A 19794-nucleotide genomic window follows, 5' to 3' on the forward strand; every position below is an offset into this window, starting at 1 on the left:
TTGACCTCTTTACTTACAGAGAAGCAACGTGCTTAGCCAATTTAGACTTCAGGTTAGCAGCCTTGTTATCGTGGATAATGTTGCGCTTGGCTAACTTATCCAACATAGCTACTACTTCAGGAAACAATTTCTCAGCCTCCTTCTTATCGGTCATCTCTCTTAGCTTCTTCATCGCGTTACGCGTTGTTTTATGTTGATACCGATTACGAAGACGTTTGGTCTCGTTGCTTCTAATTCTTTTTAAAGCTGACTTGTGATTCGCCATACTACTAATTTTTTGTAGCCCATAGGAGAATCGAACTCCTGTTTCAAGGATGAAAACCTTGCGTCCTAACCACTAGACGAATGGGCCATTGTGTCAAATTGCGGATGCAAAAATACAACTATTTTTCAATGCTACAAGGCTTACCAACTTTTTTTGGTAAATTTTAGTAAGCCTTTGCAAACAGGACTTTCCGAGCGGATGGCCTCCCAGTAACCATACAGTTTCCAGGGGATGTATCGCCCTCCATTGGAATACATCGAATAGTGGCCTTGGTCTCATTCTTGACCTGCTCTTCCGTTTCGGCTGTTCCATCCCAATGTGCCAGGATAAAACCACCTTTTTTCTCCAGAACTTCCTTGAACTCATCATAGGTCTCTACCTCTGTGGTCAATTCGGTCCTGGCATCAACCGCCTTTTGATACAGGTTGGTTTGTATCTCCTCCATCAGACCACTAATGTGATCTGCGCTATCGGTTACCTGAACGATCTCCTTGCTCAGGGTATCGCGTCTGGCGATTTCCACTGTTCCGTTCTCAACATCCTTTGGGCCAATAGCGATGCGAACCGGTACACCCTTAAGTTCGTATTCGTTAAACTTCCAACCCGGTTTGTGGGTATCTCGCTTATCGAACTTAACCCGAAGTCCTTTGGCTCGGAGTTCTGATTGGATCTTATTAGCCACCTCAGATACAGCATCAAACTGTTCATCGTTTCTGTAGATCGGTACGATCACCACCTGATCGGGAGCCAGGTTTGGCGGCAGGACCAACCCATTATCGTCACTGTGGGTCATGATCAGGGCACCCATCAACCTTGTAGATACCCCCCAGGACGTAGCCCAGACATGATCCAGTTTACCATCCCGATCGGCAAATTTCACATCGAATGCCTTGGCGAAATTCTGCCCCAGGAAGTGAGAGGTTCCCGCCTGCAGTGCCTTACCGTCTTGCATCAAAGCTTCTATACAATAGGTCTCCAACGCCCCTGCAAAACGTTCGCTTTCGGTTTTCAATCCTTTGATCACCGGCACAGCCATGAAGTTTTCAACAAAGTCCGCGTAGACATTGATCATCTGTTCGGCCTCGGCTATGGCCTCCGCTTCCGTAGCATGCGCGGTATGTCCTTCCTGCCAAAGAAACTCGGCCGTTCTAAGGAACAAACGTGTTCTCATTTCCCAGCGCACTACATTGGCCCATTGGTTGACCAGGATAGGCAGGTCTCGGTAACTCTGGATCCATTTGCGGTAGGTATCCCAGATAATGGTCTCGGAAGTAGGACGAACGATCAATTCTTCCTCCAGCCGTGCATCCGGATCCACCACAATACCTCCCCCATCTTCATCGTTCTTTAAACGGTAGTGAGTAACCACCGCACACTCCTTGGCAAAGCCATCCACGTGGCTGGCCTCTTTGGAAAAATAAGACTTGGGAATAAAGAGCGGGAAATAGGCATTTTGGTGACCGGTTTCCTTGAACATGCGGTCCAGTTCGGCCTGCATGCGCTCCCAGATGGCAAAACCGTAGGGTTTGATGACCATACAGCCTCGGACACCCGAGTTTTCGGCCAGATCGGCCTGGATAACCAATTCGTTATACCATTTGGAATAATCTGTCGCTCTGGAGGTTAAATTCTTAGCCATGTTTATAAGTTTGGCACAGATATTGAGACTATCTGAGTAGCTGTCAACATTCGGCAAAACTAACTATTTTTACATTGTCCAACAATTAAATCGCATGGTTATGAAAACCTTCTACTCGACCCTAAAAACGCGAGCCTTTTTTACCCTAGGATTGCTTGGACTACTGGTATTTACTTCCTGTGGTTCTTCATACTATGGTGCTGAGGCTGCAGGCGATGGCATTTATGCCAATACCACTTCGGATAACAATACCGAAGTCGCCGAAACCCAAACGGACAAATCCAATTATTACAAGCAATATTTCCAGTCCAAGGATAAGGCCTATGAGGAAATTCCGGAGGAAGATGCGGTCTTTACGGATATTGAGGCCTATCACACCAAGGAAAGCCTGGACGAAGAGGGAAATATCGTCATAGAAGAGCAATACTACGATGAGGGATATGGTGCCTGGGGCACTAATTCCAGCAGCGTCTCTGTAAATTATTACGGGGGTGTTGGTTTTGGCGTTGGCGTCGGTTTCGGCTGGGGCTGGGGCTGGGGTGGCTGGTACAATCCCTGGTATAACCCCTGGTGGGGCTGGGGCTGGGGCTACGGCGGCTGGTACAACCCCTGGTGGGGATATGGATGTTATTACCCTACTCCTTACTACGGCCATGGATATTACAATAACTACGCCTATAATCGCGGTAGACGAAACTCCAATTACTACGCATCTCGTTCGACCAGTAGAGGAAGAAGTAATGTTGCGGCCGCAAGGAACTCGTATTCCAGAGCCGAGCTGGATCGCCGGATCAATCGGAACAATCAGTCTCGTATAAACAACGGAAACCGCAGTCGATACAGCAGACCGAATAGCTCGGCAAATAGAAGTCGTCCGAGTTCGAACAGGTCCAGACCGGCTTATAATCGGCCAAATAACGGCAGGCCATCCTACAGCAGGCCAAGTAATTCCAGGCCAAGTTATTCCCGTCCTTCTGGTGGCCGGCCCAGTTCCGGAATGAGAAGTGGCGGAGGAATGCGAAGCGGCGGAGGAATGAGAGGCGGCGGCGGTGGTCGTCGTGGTGGAGGCCGAGGATAAATCACTTACAACCAGACTCAATCAAACTATCAATATGAAAAGAACCACTTTCTTACTCATAGCGGGAATGGTATGTGCCACTGTGAATGCACAAACCATTACCGACGGGCTACGATACGGAATAGACAACACCCTAGGAAATGCACGATTCAACGCCATGAGCGGTGCTTTTGGAGCCCTCGGAGGAGAGATCTCGTCCATCGCTCTAAACCCGGCCGGTAGCGCAGTATTCCTGGGAAATAACGGGACATTCTCGACCACCATTGACGATTTCAACAATAAATCTACTTACTTCGGGACGTTTACTGAAAGTGGTGAGACCGATTTCAACGTTGCCTCGGCAGGGATGGTTTTTGTCTTCCCCAATTACGATATGGACTCGGCATTCAAAAAATTCTCCCTGGGGTTGAATTTTAACCAGACACAGAATTTTGACAATGACCTGTTCTTTCGTGGGAACGGGAATACTTCGGTTGCGCAATTCTTTTTACAACAGGCACAGGGAGTTCCGCTAAACCTGCTGCAAACCCAAGAGAATGAATCCATTTCCGACCTCTACGCCTTCCTTGGGCGCAATGAAGGTGTGGCGGCACAGAACGCCTTCCTAGGTTACCAGGGATTCATTATAGACCCTGTAGAAGAGAACCCAAACAATAGTGCTTATGTTTCCAATGTAGCAGGCAATAGCTTTAACCAGGAATACTACCAGTACACCCGGGGATATATGGGAAAATACACCCTCAACTTCGGTAGTCAGATAGGTGAACGCTTCTTTTTGGGGGTAAACCTGAATACACACAGCATTCTTTATGATGAGTCCAACTTCCTAAGGGAGCGCAACTCCAATCAGGGAAGTTCAGTTAGCCAGATCGGTTTTGAGAATCTTTTGAGGGTCAGAGGAACAGGTTTTTCCATGCAGTTTGGCGGTATTGCCAAGGTGACCGAAGCTTTCAGAATAGGTTTGACCTACGACACACCAACCTGGCACGACATTAACGAAGAGACCACGCAATACCTGGAAACACGGAGAATGGAAGGCGGGAATACACTGACCACAATAGTAGATCCGCGAGTTATCAATGTTTTTGGAACTTACAATCTGAATACCCCGGGAAGGTGGGCAGCCAGCATGGCCTATGTCTTTGGCCAGGATGGGCTGATCAGTGTCGATTATTCCTATAGAGACTTTTCAAACATCAAATTCAAACCCACCAGCGACCCATATTTTGCAGCACTCAATGCAGATATCAACAGAAGATTACAAGGCGTTTCGACCATCCGAATCGGTGGAGAGTACCGGATCAGTCAGTTTAGCCTCAGGGGTGGATATCGTTATGAGGGAAGCCCATATAAGGACAAGACCACTCTTGGTGACCTGAACGGATTCTCAGCGGGTATCGGCTATAATTTTGGCTTCTTTTCTTTCGACTTCTCATATGCCCATGCCAAGCAGGAGCGAAATCAACAATTATATACCATCGGTCTGACGGATAGTGCCCGTATTGAGACGGTTACAAATAACTACATCTTTACTCTGGCAACTAGTCTGTAGAGGCGTTAATTCTATGATAAAAGGTAGTCTAGACCCTCAGGCCTTAACTACCTTTGTTACATTGTATCAAGGCATTGTTTTATTAGAACAACGCTAATAACTATCTTTGCACTTGGTGAATTGCTAACACCCATTACTATGAATTTAGAAAAACAATTGCAGGAAATAGAAGCCATGGGCGATGATCACGTCAGTTCATCGGCAGACACACCCCTTAGAGCGGATGCGTTTGACCTAAGTGATATTGAAAAGGTCGCCCTCATCAAAAAGGATGTCGAACGTATTTTACATACCTTGGGGATGGACCTTACAGACGACAGTCTGAGAGGAACTCCCCATCGGGTTGCAAAAATGTTCGTGCAAGAAATATTCAGTGGACTCCACCCGGATAACAAGCCCAATGCTGCCACATTTGAGAACAAATACAAGTACGGAGAGATGCTGGTCGAGAAGAACATCACCCTCTACTCTACTTGTGAACACCATTTACTACCTATTGTCGGTAAGGCTCACATCGCCTATATCTCCAGTGGCTCAGTTATCGGATTATCCAAAATGAATCGGATTGTGGATTACTATGCCAAACGGCCTCAAGTTCAAGAACGATTGACGATGCAAATTGTACAGGAACTTCAACAAGCTTTGGGGACAGAAGATGTGGCTTGCGTGATCGACGCTAAACACCTCTGTGTAAATTCACGGGGAATACGCGATATCGACAGCAGTACAGTAACGTCAGAATTTGGAGGTGTCTTTAAAAACACTGATGTAAAAAGAGAATTTCTGGACTATATCAAACTGGAAACTGAATACTAAGGCACTTCTAGCCTCACAACCTGACCAATCACCCACAAGAGTTCCATGAAATTATTCGAAACTCAGGATCTTTCCATTTATAACTCCTTATCCAAAAACAAGGAGAAATTTATTCCAATACACGAAGGCGCCGTTGGTATGTATGTTTGCGGACCAACCGTCTACAGCAACGTGCATTTGGGGAATTGCCGAACTTTCCTATCGTTTGATCTGGTTTTCAGGTATTTGCAACACCTGGGCTTTAAGGTGAGATACGTGCGGAACATAACCGATGCAGGTCACTTGGAGAATGATGGTGAAAGCGGTGATGATCCTATCTTAAAGAAGGCCCGCATAGAACAGTTGGAACCCATGGAGGTTGTCCAGAAATATTCGGTCGATTTCCATGAGGTCATGGCACTCTTCAATGCGAAGGCACCCAGTATAGAACCCACCGCAACCGGGCACATCATAGAACAGATTCAGATCATTGAACAGATCATTGAAGCAGGATATGCCTACGAAACTAATGGTTCGGTCTATTTCGATGTACAACGCTTTAACGAAGATCATCAATACGGAAAGCTGAGTGGGCGTCAGTTGGAAGACATGATTGCCAATACCAGAGAGTTGGCGGCCCAGAGTGATAAGAAAAACCCCCAGGATTTTGCCTTGTGGAAGAAGGCAGAACCTCAGCACATCATGAGATGGCCGTCGCCATGGAGCGATGGATTTCCTGGCTGGCATTTAGAATGTACAGCCATGAGCACGAAATACCTGGGAAATAATTTTGACATTCACGGAGGTGGAATGGATCTGAAATTCCCTCACCACGAATGTGAGATCGCCCAGGCAGAAGCTTGTAATGGAGAGTCTCCGGTTAATGTATGGATGCACGCCAATATGCTTACCCTCAATGGTAAGAAAATGGCCAAGTCTACCGGAAACAATATACTTCCCAGAGAATTGTTTACCGGAGAGAACCAACATTTGAGCAAGGCCTTCTCTCCGACGGTGGCCAAGTTCTTTATGTACCAGGCCCACTATCGCAGTATTCTGGATTTCTCCAACGATGCCTTGCTGGCCTCGGAAAAAGGCTTCAACAGGCTCATGGATTCCAACAGGGCGCTATCAGAATTGAATACCTCGGATCAGAGTTCCTTGGATATATCCGCTTGGCGCCAGTCTTGTTACGATGCGATGAATGACGACTTCAACAGTCCCATCCTAATCGCTCAATTGTTTGAAGGAGCCCGTATGGTCAATTCTTTGAAAGAGGGAAGTGAGACCATTACCAAGGAGGACCTCGGCTTACTGTCCAAAACCTTCCACGACTTCCTGTTTGATGTACTAGGAATGGTCGATGTTTCTGCGGACAACAGCGGAAGTGGAGACAAACTGGCCGGAACCATCGAGCTACTGATCCAATTGCGCAATGAGGCCCGGGCTAACAAAGACTTTGCTACCTCCGACGCAATCCGGGACCAACTGCTAGAGATGGGAATTCAACTTAAGGACGGCAAAGAGGGCACTACCTACTCGCTGAACTAGATTAGCCAAGGTGTCCTTACAGGGTGAATAAATGGCTCACATATCCACTGGTATTGTTGATCAGGTTGTATCAGACCCTGATCTCTCCCTTGTTTCCATCTACCTGTCGCTATCAGCCTACCTGTTCCCATTACACAATAGAGGCGCTTCAGAAGCATGGATTGTTCAAAGGGTCCTGGTTGGCCGCAAAACGAATTGGGAGTTGTCATCCTTGGGGAGGTTCAGGCTACGATCCTGTTCCGGATAAAGACCCTCAATCTAACGATTGATCCTGTTTGAATCCCAAAAAGTATCATAAACACGCGACCCATTCCCACTCGCTTTTCTATCTTTAGCCGTCTAAACACTCTCCATATATGATGAACCACTTTCTTTCCATGCGATGGGATCCTTCCGAAGGTCTTGACCTGGGATTTTTCGAGATCAAGTATTACAGCCTGATGTATGTGATCGCATTCATTTGCGGGTGGTACATCATGAAGAAGATATTCACCAAGGAGAGAGAATCCCTGGATAAGCTGGATTCTCTTTTCATTTATATGGTGCTTTCCATCCTGGTCGGAGCTCGTTTGGGGCATGTTATCTTTTATCAACCGGAACTATTCGTGGAGGACCCTATCTCTGTATTTCTCCCTATCCGGACAGTACCGGAATTTGAGTATACTGGATTCAGGGGATTGGCTAGCCATGGTGCGGCTATAGGAGTTATCATCGCCATGTATCTATACAGTAAAAAGGTGGTGAAAAAGCCTGTTCTCTGGATGCTGGATCGCATCGTGATCCCTATAGCCCTTGGAGCAATATTTGTTCGTTTTGGGAATTTTATCAATTCGGAGATCATTGGGAAGGCAACGGGAACAGATTTTGGTGTGATCTTCGTCCAATTGGGAGAGGATTTCCCCCGTCATCCTGCTCAGCTCTATGAAATGACGGGATATCTCTTTGTATTCATACTGTTGTGGCAGCTGTATTTTAAAAAGGAAAAAGGTCAATACCTGGGATACACCTTCGGACTATTCCTAACCCTGCTTTGGCTAGTGCGTTTTTTGGTGGAATTCGTCAAAGAAGCTCAAGTAGACGACCGGGCAGATTGGCTGCTGAACACGGGACAGTTATTAAGCATCCCATTCATCGTATTGGGTATTTATTTTATGGTGAGGTCCAAAAATCACCCCTATCAAAAAGCATAATTCAATTCCATGAAGAAATACTGGATTCTTGCTGCATCCATAAGCATTATGGGTTCATTTCAAGCATGTAAGGACAATTCTAACAAGCAAAACCTCACACAGGAGGTCTTCTTTACCAAAGAAGGAGAACTCTCTCTGATACGTGCTGCAAACGATTCTGTTGTAGTAAAACTGGATATCGAGATCGCAGATAATGATTACGAGACCCAAACCGGGCTGATGTATAGGAAATCTATGCAGGATAACCGAGGAATGCTATTTATCTTCCCTAATGAACAAGTCCGGGCCTTCTACATGAAGAATACTGAATTTGCCCTGGACATCATCTTCCTGGATACCGAGCAGAAGATCGTCAGTATTCAGCAGAACGCTAAACCACTTGACCCCACATCCTTGCCTTCTGATGGCCCCGCCAAGTACGTATTGGAGGTCAATGCCGGCCTGATCGAGCAATGGGGTATAGGTCCTGGAGACCGGATGGAATTTCAAAAGAACTAATAAAAAAAACCGCTTCTTATCGAAGCGGTTTTTTTAATGTTTATCGAATGGATTAAGCGGCCTTGTCGCTTTCTTCCTCTTCTTTCTTATCACTTAAATCGATTCCTCGTTTCTTCACGGTATCGAAGAATACTGGAGTTGCAATGAATACAGACGAATAGGTTCCTACCAATACCCCGACGATCAATGCGAAGATCAATCCTCGGATAGACTCAGCCCCCAGCAGGAAGATCGTCAACAGTACGATCAAGGTGGTCATGGAAGTATTCAAGGTACGGCTCAAGGTACTGTTCAGGGCCGAGTTGATAATACGGTTCATCTTCCAACTACCGTGCTCGTTAAAGAATTCACGGATACGGTCAAATACAACCACCGTATCGTTCAGGGAGTAACCGATCACCGTCAGGATGGCTGCGATGAAGGATTGGTCGATCTCCATATTGAACGGCATGATCTTATAGGTCAGGGAGAAGATCCCTAACACGATCAATACATCGTGGAATACAGCGGCAACTGCACCCAAACTAAACTGCCAGCGACGGAATCGCAGCAGGATATAAAGGAAGACAACCACCAGGGATCCAAGGACCGCCCAGAAAGAGGCTTTCTTTATATCGTCGGCAATAGTCGGACTCACCTTGTAGTACTCCATACGTCCGGCAATCTTATTCTCATCGTCTACCTGGAACTCGGTAAAGGTCATTCCTTCCGGAAGGTTTGGCTTCAAACCTTCGTATAGCATCTGCTCGATCTCCGTATCCACCTCAGAAGCAGTTTCATCAACCCTGTACTTGGTAGTTATCTTCAGCTGGTTGTTGGCACCATAGGTCTTAGCCTCGGCACTTCCGAATACGGCTACCAGATCATTTTGGATCTGTGTGGAGTTTACGTCCTTATCAAATCGAACCGTGTAGCTTCGTCCTCCAACAAAGTCGATACCTTGGTTCAGGCCATTGGTGAAAAGAGAACCTAAACTGATGGCCAATAGTACACCGGAAACAACATAGGCAACCTTTCTTTTCTTCAGGAAGTCGATGCTCATGTTCTTGAACCAGTTCTTAGTCATCGGAGTAGAACATGGAAGTGGCTTCCCATTGCGGGTATAACTATCAATGAATAATCTGGTTATGAAGATGGCGGTGAACAGGGAGGTACCAATACCAATTAATAAGGTAGTGGCAAAACCTTTGATCGGTCCGGTTCCGAAGACTAACAAGATCAAACCAGTTAGTGCTGTCGTGATGTTGGCATCCAGGATGGAAGACAGTGCGTTGTTGAAACCGTCCTTGATCGCATCTTTCTGTGCCTTTCCTTTGGCGAGTTCTTCTCGAATCCGCTCAAAGATCAGTACGTTCGCATCCACAGAAATACCAATGGTCAATACGATACCTGCAATACCAGGCAGGGTCAATACCGCGCCCAATCCTGCTAGGATACCAAAAATGAAAACGATGTTCACAACCAAGGCGACATCGGCAAAGGCTCCAGCTTTACCGTAATAAAATATCATCCAGATCAATACAAGGGCAAGGGCAATGATAAAGGACATGATACCGCTATCTATGGCTTCCTGACCAAGTGTTGCACCTACAACCTCCGCCTCGATAATGTCAGCAGATGCTGGCAATTTACCCGCGCGGAGTACGTTGGCTAAATCCTGACCTTCTGTAATGGTGAACTCTCCGGTTATCTGACTTCTTCCTCCGGAGATCGGACCGGAAGTAACTCCAGGTGCAGAGTAGACGATATCGTCCAGTACGATCGCAATCTGCGTCTGATTGGTGTAGGCATATCCAGTCATCTCTTCCCAGATCTTCGCACCACGACCGTTCATTTGCATATCTACAGCAACATTACCCAATTGATCGTAAGTCTGCTGGGCGTCGGTTACAACACCTCCACTGAGGGGCGGCTCGTCTTCCCGATTACTCTTAATGGCATAAAGACCAGTAATTTCTTCTTCAAGCTGATCGTTGTATTGTGGAATCTCCCACAAGAATTTGGCAAAACGCGCATCACCTGTAAGTAAAGCTCGGACCTGCGGCATTCTCAAATAGCTGTTGATCACTGCCGTATCGCGTAGAGAGAAACGGGCAATTACAGGAGATCCCTGTACTCCCGGAAATACGATTCGACCAATGATCGGATTGGCCTCGGCAGGATCTTCATCCTCAGAACCAACTTCTTCACCTCCTAACAGATCGTCAATGTCTGCAGACGTGCTATCGGTACTGGTAGAATCAGCCTCTTGCTCTGACTGAGGAGCCAACAAACTCTTCACTGTGGCATCGGCCTGGAAAATGAAATTCTGGAATTCCTCAGCCTTGTACACTTCCCAGAATTCCAATTGAGCTGTACTCTGAAGAAGTTTCTTCACACGCTCGACGTCCTTGGCCCCTGGAAGTTCGACCAGGATACGGGCAGAATTCCCTAATCGTTGGATGTTAGGTTGAGTCACACCGAATTTATCGATACGCTTGCGCAGTACTTCGAAAGCAGAGGTGATGGACTCGTCGATCTTTCTGGAGATCACACTCTTCACCTGCTCGTTGCTCATAGAAGCATCAATATCGTCTTCCAGATTCTTGTTGAAGAAGATATCCGGAGAAGCTAATTTGTTTTCTCCTGGGATGGCCTCAAAGGCTTGGTAGAAGGACTCCAGGTAAGTATCCTGGCTATTCTTTTGTAATTCGACCGCATTGGTCAAGGCCTGGTTAAATGCCGGGTCTTTGGAGTTGTTGGCCAGCCCGCGAAGGATATCCTGTACGGAAACCTGAAGGATCACATTGATCCCTCCCTTTAGGTCAAGCCCTTTGTTTAACTCTTTATCCTTGGCCGTTTTATAGTCGATACCCAAAAACTGAGACTGGGTAGAGACGGAATCCAGGTATTGAATCTCGGCAGCACTGCGTTCGGCTGGCTGATCCGCTCCGAATTTAGCGCTGGCATAGGCCTTGGCGTTATCTTCCACGCGATTTGCTATGAAGGTGAAGGAGAGTTGATAAAGACTTACCAGTCCAAACAACACGGCAAATACGGTGATTAGTCCTCTATTCTGCATGCTTCGATTTTTTGAACATTTTTTGAAACGTGCAAATATAGTCGTTCAAATAGGAAATGCCAATTATTTCGGATCTAAATACGGCACAAAAAAAGGCCACCACCGGTAGCCTTTTTTTAATTCTATATGCTTAATAACTAGACGTCTAGAAGTCCATTTACCGCAGAAACACCGGCTGCACTGGACTGCAGATGATCCTTTTCCTTCTGATCCAGTTCGATCTCTACGATAGACTCGATTCCGTTTCTCCCGAGAATAACCGGTACCCCAAGGCAGATATCGTTCAAGCCGTATTCCCCTTCCAACAAGGCAGAACAAGGGAACATCTTGTGTTGATCACAGGCGATAGCTTGAACCAAAGCGGATACGGCAGCTCCGGGTGCATACCAGGCAGATGTACCTAAAAGTTTCGTCAGAGTAGCACCTCCAACTTTGGTATCTTCCAATACCTGCTGCAGTCGGTCTGCATCGATGAATTCAGAGACAGGAACGCTGTTTCTGGTGGCCAATCTGGTCAATGGCACCATTCCGGTGTCACTGTGACCACCAATAACCATTCCGTCAACATCGCTAATTGGTGCACCTAGTGCTTCTGCCAGTCGATACTTAAAGCGTGCGCTGTCCAGGGCACCGCCCATACCGATGATTCTGTGCTTAGGCAGATCGATGGATTTGTGCGCCAGATAGGTCATGGTGTCCATAGGGTTACTGACCACGATCAGGATAGTGTCTGGAGAGTGTTGAACCAAGCTACTGGCAACTGTCTTAACAATCCCGGCGTTGATTCCGATAAGCTCTTCCCGGGTCATTCCAGGTTTCCTCGGAATACCCGAGGTTATCACACAAATATCACTTCCTGCTGTCTTGGAGTAATCATTGGTCGTACCGGTAATTTTGGTATCGAATCCGTTCAATGAAGCGGTTTGCATCAGGTCCATGGCCTTTCCTTCGGCATAGCCTTCTTTGATATCGAGCAGGACTACCTCACTGGCAAAATCCTTGATGGCGATGTATTCTGCACAACTGGCTCCGACTGCTCCGGCACCGACTATGGTTACTTTCATAATTCTTAAGGGTTTATCAGGTTTATGATTATCTCGAAATTGTGCGGCAAAATTACGAAATCAATTGCTGAAAAGTCTTGTGAGGACTTTCTTTTTTAACTGATTTCCGTCAGGTTTAGGTCAAAAAAAAACACCCCATACGGGGTGCCTTTGTTATGTTTAACATCAATTAGGCATCGATATTGGCGTAGACCGCATTTCGCTCGATAAAATCACGTCGCGGTGGCACCTCATCTCCCATCAGCATGGAAAAGATCCGATCTGCTTCCGTGCCGTTCTCGATGGTCACTTGACGCAGCGTTCTGAATTCCGGATTCATGGTGGTGTCCCAAAGTTGCTCGGCATTCATTTCACCCAGACCCTTATAACGCTGAATGTTAGCTCCACCTCCAAAGGACTCATTGATCTCGTCCCGTTCCGCATCGTTCCATGCGTAGGCCTTCTTTGCTCCTTTCTTCACCAAATAAAGCGGTGGAGTGGCAATATATACGTGTCCGGCTTCTATCAGTGATTTCATGTACCGGAAAAAGAAGGTCAGGATCAGGGTTGCAATGTGAGACCCATCTACATCCGCATCACACATGATGACGATCTTGTGATAACGCAATTTCTCCAGGTTTAGCGCCTTGCTGTCCTCTTCTGTACCGATGGTTACTCCTAAGGCAGTAAATATGTTCCGGATCTCTTCATTCTCGAAGACCTTGTGCTGCATGGCCTTTTCTACATTGAGAATCTTTCCTCTCAATGGCAAAATGGCCTGAAAGTTTCGGTCCCGACCTTGTTTGGCCGTACCTCCCGCCGAGTCTCCCTCTACCAGGAATACTTCGCACTTTTCCGGATCCTGCTCTGAACAATCCGAGAGTTTACCAGGTAGTCCTCCCCCGCTCATGACGGTCTTCCGTTGAACCATTTCACGAGCTTTGCGGGCGGCATGTCTGGCTTGCGCCGCCAGGATCACCTTTTGAACGATGGTCTTGGCATCATTGGGATGCTCCTCCAGGTAATCTTCCAGCATTTGGGAAACAGCCTGGCTAACCGCAGAAGTCACTTCACGGTTACCTAATTTGGTTTTAGTCTGCCCTTCAAATTGGGGTTCCGCAACCTTAACCGAAACAATGGCGGTCAATCCTTCGCGAAAATCGTCTCCGGAGATTTCAAATTTCAACTTGTCCAACATACCCGATGCATCCGCATATTTTTTTAAGGTAGTGGTCAAGCCTCTTCTGAATCCAGATAAATGCGTTCCCCCTTCGTGGGTGTTGATGTTGTTTACATAGGAATGCAGGTTCTCGTTAAAGGAGGTGTTGTAGATCATGGCCACTTCTACAGGTGTACCATTCTTCTCACCTTCCATGGAGATCACATCAGCGATCAACGGCTCTCTGTTTCCGTCCAGGAACCGGATAAATTCCTTCAGTCCCTCTTCGCTGTAGAAGGTTTCGGCAACGAACTCACCTTCTTCGTCCTTAAAACGCTTGTCTGTGAGGTTTATGGTGATGCCCTTGTTCAGGTATGCCAGCTCTCTCAAGCGGCTGGCCAAGGTGTCATAATTATATTCCCTCGTGATTTTAAAGATCTCCGGATCTGGCCTAAATGTGACAATAGTACCTCTCTCATCGGTTGTCCCTATGGATTTGACCGGATAAAGGGTCTTCCCTCTTTCGTATTCCTGTTCCCAGATCTTTCCGTCCCGGTGAACCGTGGCGGTAAGATGCTCGGACAGGGCATTCACACAACTGACCCCAACCCCGTGCAGACCACCGGATACCTTGTAGGAATCTTTGTCAAACTTACCTCCGGCTCCGATCTTGGTCATAACGACCTCCAGTGCGGAAACTCCTTCTTTTTTATGGATGTCGACTGGGATACCCCGGCCATTGTCTTTTACAGTAATTCCGTTGTCCTCATTGATCCATACATCGATGGTATCACAGTGACCCGCAAGGGCCTCATCAATGGAGTTGTCCACCACCTCGTATACCAGGTGATGCAACCCACGGACACCGACATCGCCAATATACATGGACGGACGCATACGTACGTGCTCCATCCCCTCCAGGGCCTGGATATTATCGGCGCCATAATTGGCATTTTTTTGCTCTTCGCTCATCAACTAAAAAGTCTGGTTTAAACCTAAATTTCAAATTCTTACAAAGATAACGAAATACCCAATGAAATCAGTACTTTTCAGCGTTTTTATACTCGGAGTTATTAACAAAAAATTGTGAAGAAATGACCCTCTTTTCCAGCAATTTATATCGATTTGTTTCTGCTCTCGTAAGCCTACTTATTTTGGAACGACCAACTCGCTGTAATTAATGGGGATTTTTGCAAAATTTTAAGGTTCCCTTCAGTCTTAAAAATTAAATTTGAATCATAAACTAAACATCATGAAAATCAAAACTACAATGACCATTCTGGTCCTGGCTTTATTGGCAGTTGCAACACCACTGTCTGCACAGGATTTTAGTAACATGGACGCCAGTCCTATGGATGCCGCCAGCTTCCCTAGCAGCTACCGCGTAAGTGACAAACTGATCAAGATCGTATACAGCCGTCCACAACTGAAAGGACGTGACCTTGCTAGCCTGGCACCTGCCGGAAAGGTATGGCGAACCGGAGCGAACGAAGCAGCAGAGCTTACCCTTTACGTGGATATGAAGGTTGGTGGAAAAACCGTTAAGGCCGGAACTTATTCTTTCTTTACTATTCCCGGTGAAAAAGAGTGGACTGCCATCATCAGCAAGGACGTTAACGTTTGGGGAGCCTATTCCTATAACGAAGCCAATGATGTAGCTCGCGTCAGTGTTCCTGTTTCGACAGGTGATTCACTGGAAGCTTTCAGCATCGCCTTCACAGAATCGGATAACGGAGTAGATATGAACTTGGGATGGGGAACTGTCCGAGTAAAGGTCCCTTTCACGAAATAAGACCTTCTCTTTTGAAATTACCTTAAGCCGTGAACCCGCATTGGTTCACGGTTTTTTTATGGGATATTGAGGTATTTGTGAGTTTGAAGGGAAACGATCCACTTAGGATTGGCCATGGCGTAGTCTACGATCATTGGCATAACCTTTTCTCGTTTGCTCCATTCCGGTTGCAAGAACAACTTGCAGGAAGGCCCGACCCGTTCGGCCTGCTCCTCCGCGAATCGAAGGTCATCACGATTGTAAATAATAACCTTTAGCTCGTCAGCCTCTATGTAAACCTGCTCCAGTGGCAGTTTGTTCTTTTTTGGCGAGAGGCAGATCCAATCCCAGTTACCGGTCAAGGTGTAAGCACCTGAGGTCTCTATATGAACCTGCATACCCTTTTCTTTGAACGCGGCCGTCAAGGGACCCATGTCCCACATCAGTGGTTCTCCACCTGTAACCACAACCGTATTGGAATAGTGAGCGGCATCTTCGGCAATTTGATCAATGGCCGTGGGTGGATGTAGTTTTGCATTCCAGCTCTCCTTGACATCACACCAATGACAACCCACGTCACAACCTCCTATGCGGACAAAATAGGCCGCCCGTCCTTTGTGATATCCCTCCCCTTGTATGGTGTAGAAAGCCTCCATAAGGGGGAGCATCATTCCTTTACTGACCAGATTGGAAACGGCTTTATCCATGAGCGCAAAGGTAAGGCTAATCTGGGTTTTCCAGGACCTTATTCGGACTTAACCGCGACCACTTCGATCTCGACCAAGGCGCCCGCCGCAAGTCCTTTTGCTGCAAAGGTGGTTCGGGCCGGTTTCTGAGGCAAATATTCCCGGTAGACTTGATTAAATGCCGCAAAATCTGACATATCATCAAGTACCACCATTGCCTTGATCACATCGGACATCTTCAGTTCGTGCTGGTCAAGCACAGCCTTTATATTCTCCAGGGTCTGACGGGTCTGTTCTTGGATCCCACCTTCTACCAACTTCCTAACGCTATGATCCATCCCGATTTGACCGGAGAGAAAATAGAACTGACCCACTTGCACCACATCACTGAAGGGAGTGTCACTTTTCAGCGGTTCGTGGGAAGCATGAAAGACAGGGGCCACACTTTTGTGCTCCCGTTTGCGTTTTCGTTTGTGCTCACCATTCTGGTCGGTTGTACCGTGATCAATCTCGGTGTGATGTTCTTTGGAGGAATCATGATCGGCACATGCCAGAAAAATAACTGCTAGCATCGAAACCATTAGAAATCTTAATCTCATAATGAAAGGTATTGGTATTTAAAATTAGGAATATTTCTATAGCAGCAGGACAATTCCTATTTTTAACCCAAACAACGGACCATGGCCAATCGCGAGGAATTCTTTGATCACATCTCCCAAGGATACACCACTAAGGGCGAGGCCATTACATTGGGCGCAGCCATGTTAGACGGCGAGGCAGTTACTAATGCCTTGGTCAAGGTTCCACTTAAAACCTTGAATAGGCACGGACTTATTGCCGGTGCCACCGGAACAGGTAAAACAAAAACGTTGCAGGTCCTGGCAGAAAATCTATCGGACAACGGAATTCCCGTTCTCTTGATGGACATGAAGGGAGACCTCAGCGGAATTGCAAAAGCGAGCCCAGGACATCCGAAAATTGACGAAAGACACCAGGCTATCGGAATCCCCTTTACTCCCCAGGAGTTTCCTGTGGAGATTTTAAGTCTCTCGGAACAGGACGGAGTGAGATTGCGGGCGACAGTGAGTGAGTTTGGACCTGTCTTGATCTCCCGTATTCTTGATGTTTCAGAAACTCAGGCGGGGATCATCTCCATATTGTTCAAATATTGCGACGATAATCAATTTCCATTGCTCGATCTGAAAGACTTTAAAAAGGTCCTTCAATACGCAACTGGTGAAGGCAAGAAAGAACTTCAAGCTGAATACGGCAGAATATCGCCTGCTTCTACTGGGGCCATTCTCAGGAAGATCGTTGAACTGGAGCAGCAGGGAGCCGACCTCTTCTTTGGTGAAAAGTCTTTCGACACAGATGACCTTCTCCGGGTAGACGACAACGGACGAGGATATATCAACATCGTGCGGCTAACCGATATACAGGACAGACCTAAACTCTTCTCCACATTTATGCTTTGTTTGCTGGCCGAGATCTACTCCAGTTTCCCAGAGCAGGGAGATTCCGGAAGACCGGAACTGGTGATCTTTATAGACGAAGCCCACCTGATCTTCAAGGAAGCCAGTGATGCCCTACTGGATCAGATCGAATCCATCGTCAAGTTGATTCGATCCAAAGGAGTGGGACTCTATTTTGTGACCCAGAACCCAACAGACGTACCGGAAGAAGTATTGAGTCAGCTGGGGTTGAAGATTCAGCATGCGCTGCGCGCATTTACGGCCAAGGACCGTAAGGCCATCAAGTTGACCGCGGAAAACTATCCCATATCGGATTATTATGAAACGGACCAGGTTCTCACCTCACTTGGAATCGGTGAAGCCCTGGTTAGTGCCCTGAACGAAAAGGGAATCCCAACACCATTGGCGGCGACTCTTCTGCGAGCACCTATGAGCAGGATGGATGTACTGGAGCCCAAAGAACTGCAGGATCTGATCCGATCATCCCAGCTCATCCGGGATTACAACGAAGAGATCGATAGAGAAAGTGCTTACGAATTACTGAACGAAAAAATAGCCCGGGCCAACGAAGAAGAGGCTCGTGAAAAAGCAAGACAGGAACGCGAAGCAGCATCTACTTCTGGTAGGAAGAGATCTTCTTCCTCCAGACGATCTTCACGAAGAAGCCCCCTGGAGAAGGTGCTGACCTCGCCTACAGTAATACGTTCCGTGCTCGGTATACTCAATAAAATGATCAAATAAACCTTATATCAAACCATGAAGAAAACATCCCTTTTACCCCTACTCGGACTGATTGCCATCCTCTTTTATCAATGCGGCCCTGATACCGATCCATTTCTGATTTCAGATGGCGCTATTGGACCGCTTACCAAGGACCTGATGATCCGCCAGGTAGATTCAGTTTTCGAAGGAGACTCTTTGGTGCTATCTGCTCCTTTAGGTAATACGCTAGGCACCCAAGGTGAGGTAGAGATCTACGAAAAAGGAGGAATCAAACTCTTATTGGTTTCGCCTGAAGATCCCAACGATCCATACTCCATGATCTCTTATGTCCAGGTATTCGACCCTCGCTATAGAACCGAAAAAGGACTTACCATCAGCAGTACTTTCAAGGACATCAAGGACAACTACGAGATCAAGAGTATCGAAAATGCCATCAACTCGGTAGTGATCTTCTTACAGGATAGCGACGTCTATCTGACCATAGATAAACAGGAACTACCAGAGGATATCAGGTACAATTACACTGCGAGGATAGAAGCCACCCAGATTCCGGACGACGCCACCTTCAAATACTTTATGATCGGCTGGGACCACAGCGCCGAATGATTTGACAGAATCTGTTAATAATGAATTAAATAGCCTCCTCTGCGGGAGGCTTTTTTGTACTTTCAAATCAAACAACCCACCATGAAATACAATACGATACGAGGACTCTCGCAGATCTTCATTCTGCTGATTGGTCTAAATCTTTCAGCACAATCCGAATACAACTACGAGCCCAATGCCGATTACCCTTTTGGTCGTCCAAACCCTGAAGCACCGCAGGAGATCAAAGATTGGCAAACACTCATTGGCACTTGTGAATGCTCTTCTGTGGCCAGGAATCCAGATCAATCCTGGGCAGAACCAGTTCAGATGGAATGGACCTTCAAGTATATCATGAACGGCTGGGGTTTACAGGATGAGACTCTCAAAGCCGATGGCGGCCATTCTGGTAGTATCCGGCAGTTCATAGCCGATAGCAGCAAATGGTATGTGCACTATTATTCCAACAAAGGCACCACTACCGTCCTCCCAGCCTGGGAAGGCGGAAAGCGCGGAGACAGCATCGTGCTTTATCGACCTCAGACAGCACCCAATGGCATGGAAGGATTTTATCGGATCACGTTTAGCGACATGAGCGAAGAGGGGTTCAATTGGCTGGGGGAATGGGTGGATCCTTCTGAAAAGATTCGTTTCCCGACCTGGAAGATCAATTGCAGAAGAAAGCTGACGAGCAAATGAAATACTTGGTCGAATTGACTGGAATAT

The 19794-nt window shown here is 46.9% G+C and carries 18 protein-coding genes and 1 tRNA gene; 11 read left to right on the forward strand and 8 right to left on the reverse strand.

What is annotated here, in order from left to right; all coding sequences use genetic code 11:
* Positions 1 to 13: 13 nt before the first annotated feature.
* From rpsT to proS, 3 genes are all read right to left on the reverse strand, one after another.
* A complete protein-coding gene (rpsT, locus tag BST85_RS08255) occupies positions 14 to 265 on the reverse strand; it encodes a 30S ribosomal protein S20 (protein ID WP_104812810.1) in 252 nt (83 codons plus the stop codon).
* 15 nt (positions 266 to 280) lie between these two features.
* Positions 281 to 352 (reverse strand) — tRNA-Glu (locus BST85_RS08260).
* Positions 353 to 428: 76 nt separating this feature from the next.
* Positions 429 to 1904 (reverse strand): proline--tRNA ligase, encoded by a 1476-nt coding sequence (gene proS, locus BST85_RS08265; protein WP_104813959.1) that lies wholly within the window; start codon positions 1902 to 1904, stop codon positions 429 to 431.
* A gap of 100 nt (positions 1905 to 2004) precedes the next feature.
* Here proS and BST85_RS08270 point away from each other — a divergent pair, with 100 nt between their 5' ends.
* From BST85_RS08270 to BST85_RS08300, 7 genes are all read left to right on the forward strand, one after another.
* The gene (locus BST85_RS08270) at positions 2005 to 2982 is read left to right on the forward strand and encodes a hypothetical protein (RefSeq protein WP_146090686.1); all 978 of its coding nucleotides are present in this window, start codon (positions 2005 to 2007) and stop codon (positions 2980 to 2982) included.
* A 34-nt stretch (positions 2983 to 3016) separates the two neighbouring features.
* Positions 3017 to 4534 (forward strand): OmpP1/FadL family transporter, encoded by a 1518-nt coding sequence (locus BST85_RS08275; protein ID WP_104812812.1) that lies wholly within the window; start codon positions 3017 to 3019, stop codon positions 4532 to 4534.
* Between the two features lie 138 nt (positions 4535 to 4672).
* Positions 4673 to 5350 carry a GTP cyclohydrolase I FolE gene (gene folE / locus BST85_RS08280; RefSeq protein WP_104812813.1) on the forward strand — a complete coding sequence of 226 codons (678 nt, stop codon included), beginning with the start codon at positions 4673 to 4675 and terminating at the stop codon, positions 5348 to 5350.
* A 45-nt stretch (positions 5351 to 5395) separates the two neighbouring features.
* The gene (cysS, locus tag BST85_RS08285) at positions 5396 to 6880 is read left to right on the forward strand and encodes a cysteine--tRNA ligase (protein ID WP_104812814.1); all 1485 of its coding nucleotides are present in this window, start codon (positions 5396 to 5398) and stop codon (positions 6878 to 6880) included.
* A gap of 23 nt (positions 6881 to 6903) precedes the next feature.
* Positions 6904 to 7149 carry a membrane protein insertion efficiency factor YidD gene (gene yidD / locus BST85_RS08290; protein ID WP_104812815.1) on the forward strand — a complete coding sequence of 82 codons (246 nt, stop codon included), beginning with the start codon at positions 6904 to 6906 and terminating at the stop codon, positions 7147 to 7149.
* Positions 7150 to 7236: 87 nt separating this feature from the next.
* The gene (gene lgt, locus BST85_RS08295; protein WP_425427891.1) at positions 7237 to 8070 is read left to right on the forward strand and encodes a prolipoprotein diacylglyceryl transferase; all 834 of its coding nucleotides are present in this window, start codon (positions 7237 to 7239) and stop codon (positions 8068 to 8070) included.
* Between the two features lie 9 nt (positions 8071 to 8079).
* Complete coding sequence (locus BST85_RS08300) at positions 8080 to 8568, forward strand: DUF192 domain-containing protein (RefSeq protein ID WP_104812816.1); 489 nt, start codon at positions 8080 to 8082, stop codon at positions 8566 to 8568.
* Positions 8569 to 8620: 52 nt separating this feature from the next.
* Here BST85_RS08300 and secDF read toward each other — a convergent pair whose 3' ends face one another.
* The 3 genes from secDF to gyrB all read right to left on the reverse strand — a co-directional run bounded on the left by secDF (position 8621) and on the right by gyrB (position 14803).
* Positions 8621 to 11629 carry a protein translocase subunit SecDF gene (gene secDF, locus BST85_RS08305; protein WP_104812817.1) on the reverse strand — a complete coding sequence of 1003 codons (3009 nt, stop codon included), beginning with the start codon at positions 11627 to 11629 and terminating at the stop codon, positions 8621 to 8623.
* 137 nt (positions 11630 to 11766) lie between these two features.
* On the reverse strand, positions 11767 to 12693 hold the full coding sequence (mdh, locus tag BST85_RS08310; RefSeq protein WP_104812818.1) for a malate dehydrogenase: 927 nt from the start codon (positions 12691 to 12693) through the stop codon (positions 11767 to 11769).
* A gap of 169 nt (positions 12694 to 12862) precedes the next feature.
* Complete coding sequence (gene gyrB / locus BST85_RS08315) at positions 12863 to 14803, reverse strand: DNA topoisomerase (ATP-hydrolyzing) subunit B (RefSeq protein ID WP_104812819.1); 1941 nt, start codon at positions 14801 to 14803, stop codon at positions 12863 to 12865.
* Positions 14804 to 15083: 280 nt separating this feature from the next.
* On the opposite strand from gyrB, the gene BST85_RS08320 reads away from it, so the two are divergent.
* Positions 15084 to 15623 (forward strand): DUF2911 domain-containing protein, encoded by a 540-nt coding sequence (locus tag BST85_RS08320; RefSeq protein WP_104812820.1) that lies wholly within the window; start codon positions 15084 to 15086, stop codon positions 15621 to 15623.
* A gap of 56 nt (positions 15624 to 15679) precedes the next feature.
* On the opposite strand, the gene BST85_RS08325 is transcribed toward BST85_RS08320, so the two are convergent.
* Complete coding sequence (locus BST85_RS08325; protein WP_104812821.1) at positions 15680 to 16309, reverse strand: 7-carboxy-7-deazaguanine synthase QueE; 630 nt, start codon at positions 16307 to 16309, stop codon at positions 15680 to 15682.
* Positions 16310 to 16347: 38 nt separating this feature from the next.
* Positions 16348 to 16887, reverse strand: a complete 540-nt coding sequence (locus BST85_RS08330; RefSeq protein ID WP_245917661.1) for a RidA family protein — start codon at positions 16885 to 16887, stop codon at positions 16348 to 16350.
* 81 nt (positions 16888 to 16968) lie between these two features.
* On the opposite strand from BST85_RS08330, the gene BST85_RS08335 reads away from it, so the two are divergent.
* The 3 genes from BST85_RS08335 (at position 16969) to BST85_RS08345 (ending at position 19767) form a co-directional block, all read left to right on the forward strand.
* Entirely contained in the window at positions 16969 to 18501 is a 1533-nt protein-coding gene (locus tag BST85_RS08335; protein WP_104812822.1) for a helicase HerA-like domain-containing protein, read from the forward strand.
* Positions 18502 to 18516: 15 nt separating this feature from the next.
* Entirely contained in the window at positions 18517 to 19089 is a 573-nt protein-coding gene (locus BST85_RS08340; RefSeq protein ID WP_104812823.1) for a hypothetical protein, read from the forward strand.
* Positions 19090 to 19170: 81 nt separating this feature from the next.
* Complete coding sequence (locus BST85_RS08345; protein WP_104812824.1) at positions 19171 to 19767, forward strand: hypothetical protein; 597 nt, start codon at positions 19171 to 19173, stop codon at positions 19765 to 19767.
* The last annotated feature ends 27 nt before the right edge of the window (positions 19768 to 19794 follow it).

It is taken from the genome of Aureitalea marina (assembly GCF_002943755.1).
Classification (GTDB): Bacteria; Bacteroidota; Bacteroidia; order Flavobacteriales; family Flavobacteriaceae; genus Aureitalea; species Aureitalea marina.

Bases quoted from the DNA above. Each gene is read 5' to 3' on its own strand.
- BST85_RS08340 (WP_104812823.1), top strand. From the start codon at position 18,517: ATGAAGAAAACATCCCTTTTACCCCTACTCGGACTGATTGCCATCCTC.
- BST85_RS08320 (WP_104812820.1), top strand. From the start codon at position 15,084: ATGAAAATCAAAACTACAATGACCATTCTGGTCCTGGCTTTATTGGCA.
- proS (WP_104813959.1), bottom strand. From the start codon at position 1,904: ATGGCTAAGAATTTAACCTCCAGAGCGACAGATTATTCCAAATGGTAT.
- cysS (WP_104812814.1), top strand. From the start codon at position 5,396: ATGAAATTATTCGAAACTCAGGATCTTTCCATTTATAACTCCTTATCC.
- BST85_RS08330 (WP_245917661.1), bottom strand. From the start codon at position 16,887: ATGAGATTAAGATTTCTAATGGTTTCGATGCTAGCAGTTATTTTTCTG.
- secDF (WP_104812817.1), bottom strand. From the start codon at position 11,629: ATGCAGAATAGAGGACTAATCACCGTATTTGCCGTGTTGTTTGGACTG.
- BST85_RS08335 (WP_104812822.1), top strand. From the start codon at position 16,969: ATGGCCAATCGCGAGGAATTCTTTGATCACATCTCCCAAGGATACACC.
- BST85_RS08275 (WP_104812812.1), top strand. From the start codon at position 3,017: ATGAAAAGAACCACTTTCTTACTCATAGCGGGAATGGTATGTGCCACT.
- BST85_RS08300 (WP_104812816.1), top strand. From the start codon at position 8,080: ATGAAGAAATACTGGATTCTTGCTGCATCCATAAGCATTATGGGTTCA.
- BST85_RS08345 (WP_104812824.1), top strand. From the start codon at position 19,171: ATGAAATACAATACGATACGAGGACTCTCGCAGATCTTCATTCTGCTG.
- BST85_RS08270 (WP_146090686.1), top strand. From the start codon at position 2,005: ATGAAAACCTTCTACTCGACCCTAAAAACGCGAGCCTTTTTTACCCTA.
- mdh (WP_104812818.1), bottom strand. From the start codon at position 12,693: ATGAAAGTAACCATAGTCGGTGCCGGAGCAGTCGGAGCCAGTTGTGCA.
- gyrB (WP_104812819.1), bottom strand. From the start codon at position 14,803: ATGAGCGAAGAGCAAAAAAATGCCAATTATGGCGCCGATAATATCCAG.
- lgt (WP_425427891.1), top strand. From the start codon at position 7,237: ATGATGAACCACTTTCTTTCCATGCGATGGGATCCTTCCGAAGGTCTT.
- BST85_RS08325 (WP_104812821.1), bottom strand. From the start codon at position 16,309: ATGGATAAAGCCGTTTCCAATCTGGTCAGTAAAGGAATGATGCTCCCC.
- rpsT (WP_104812810.1), bottom strand. From the start codon at position 265: ATGGCGAATCACAAGTCAGCTTTAAAAAGAATTAGAAGCAACGAGACC.
- folE (WP_104812813.1), top strand. From the start codon at position 4,673: ATGAATTTAGAAAAACAATTGCAGGAAATAGAAGCCATGGGCGATGAT.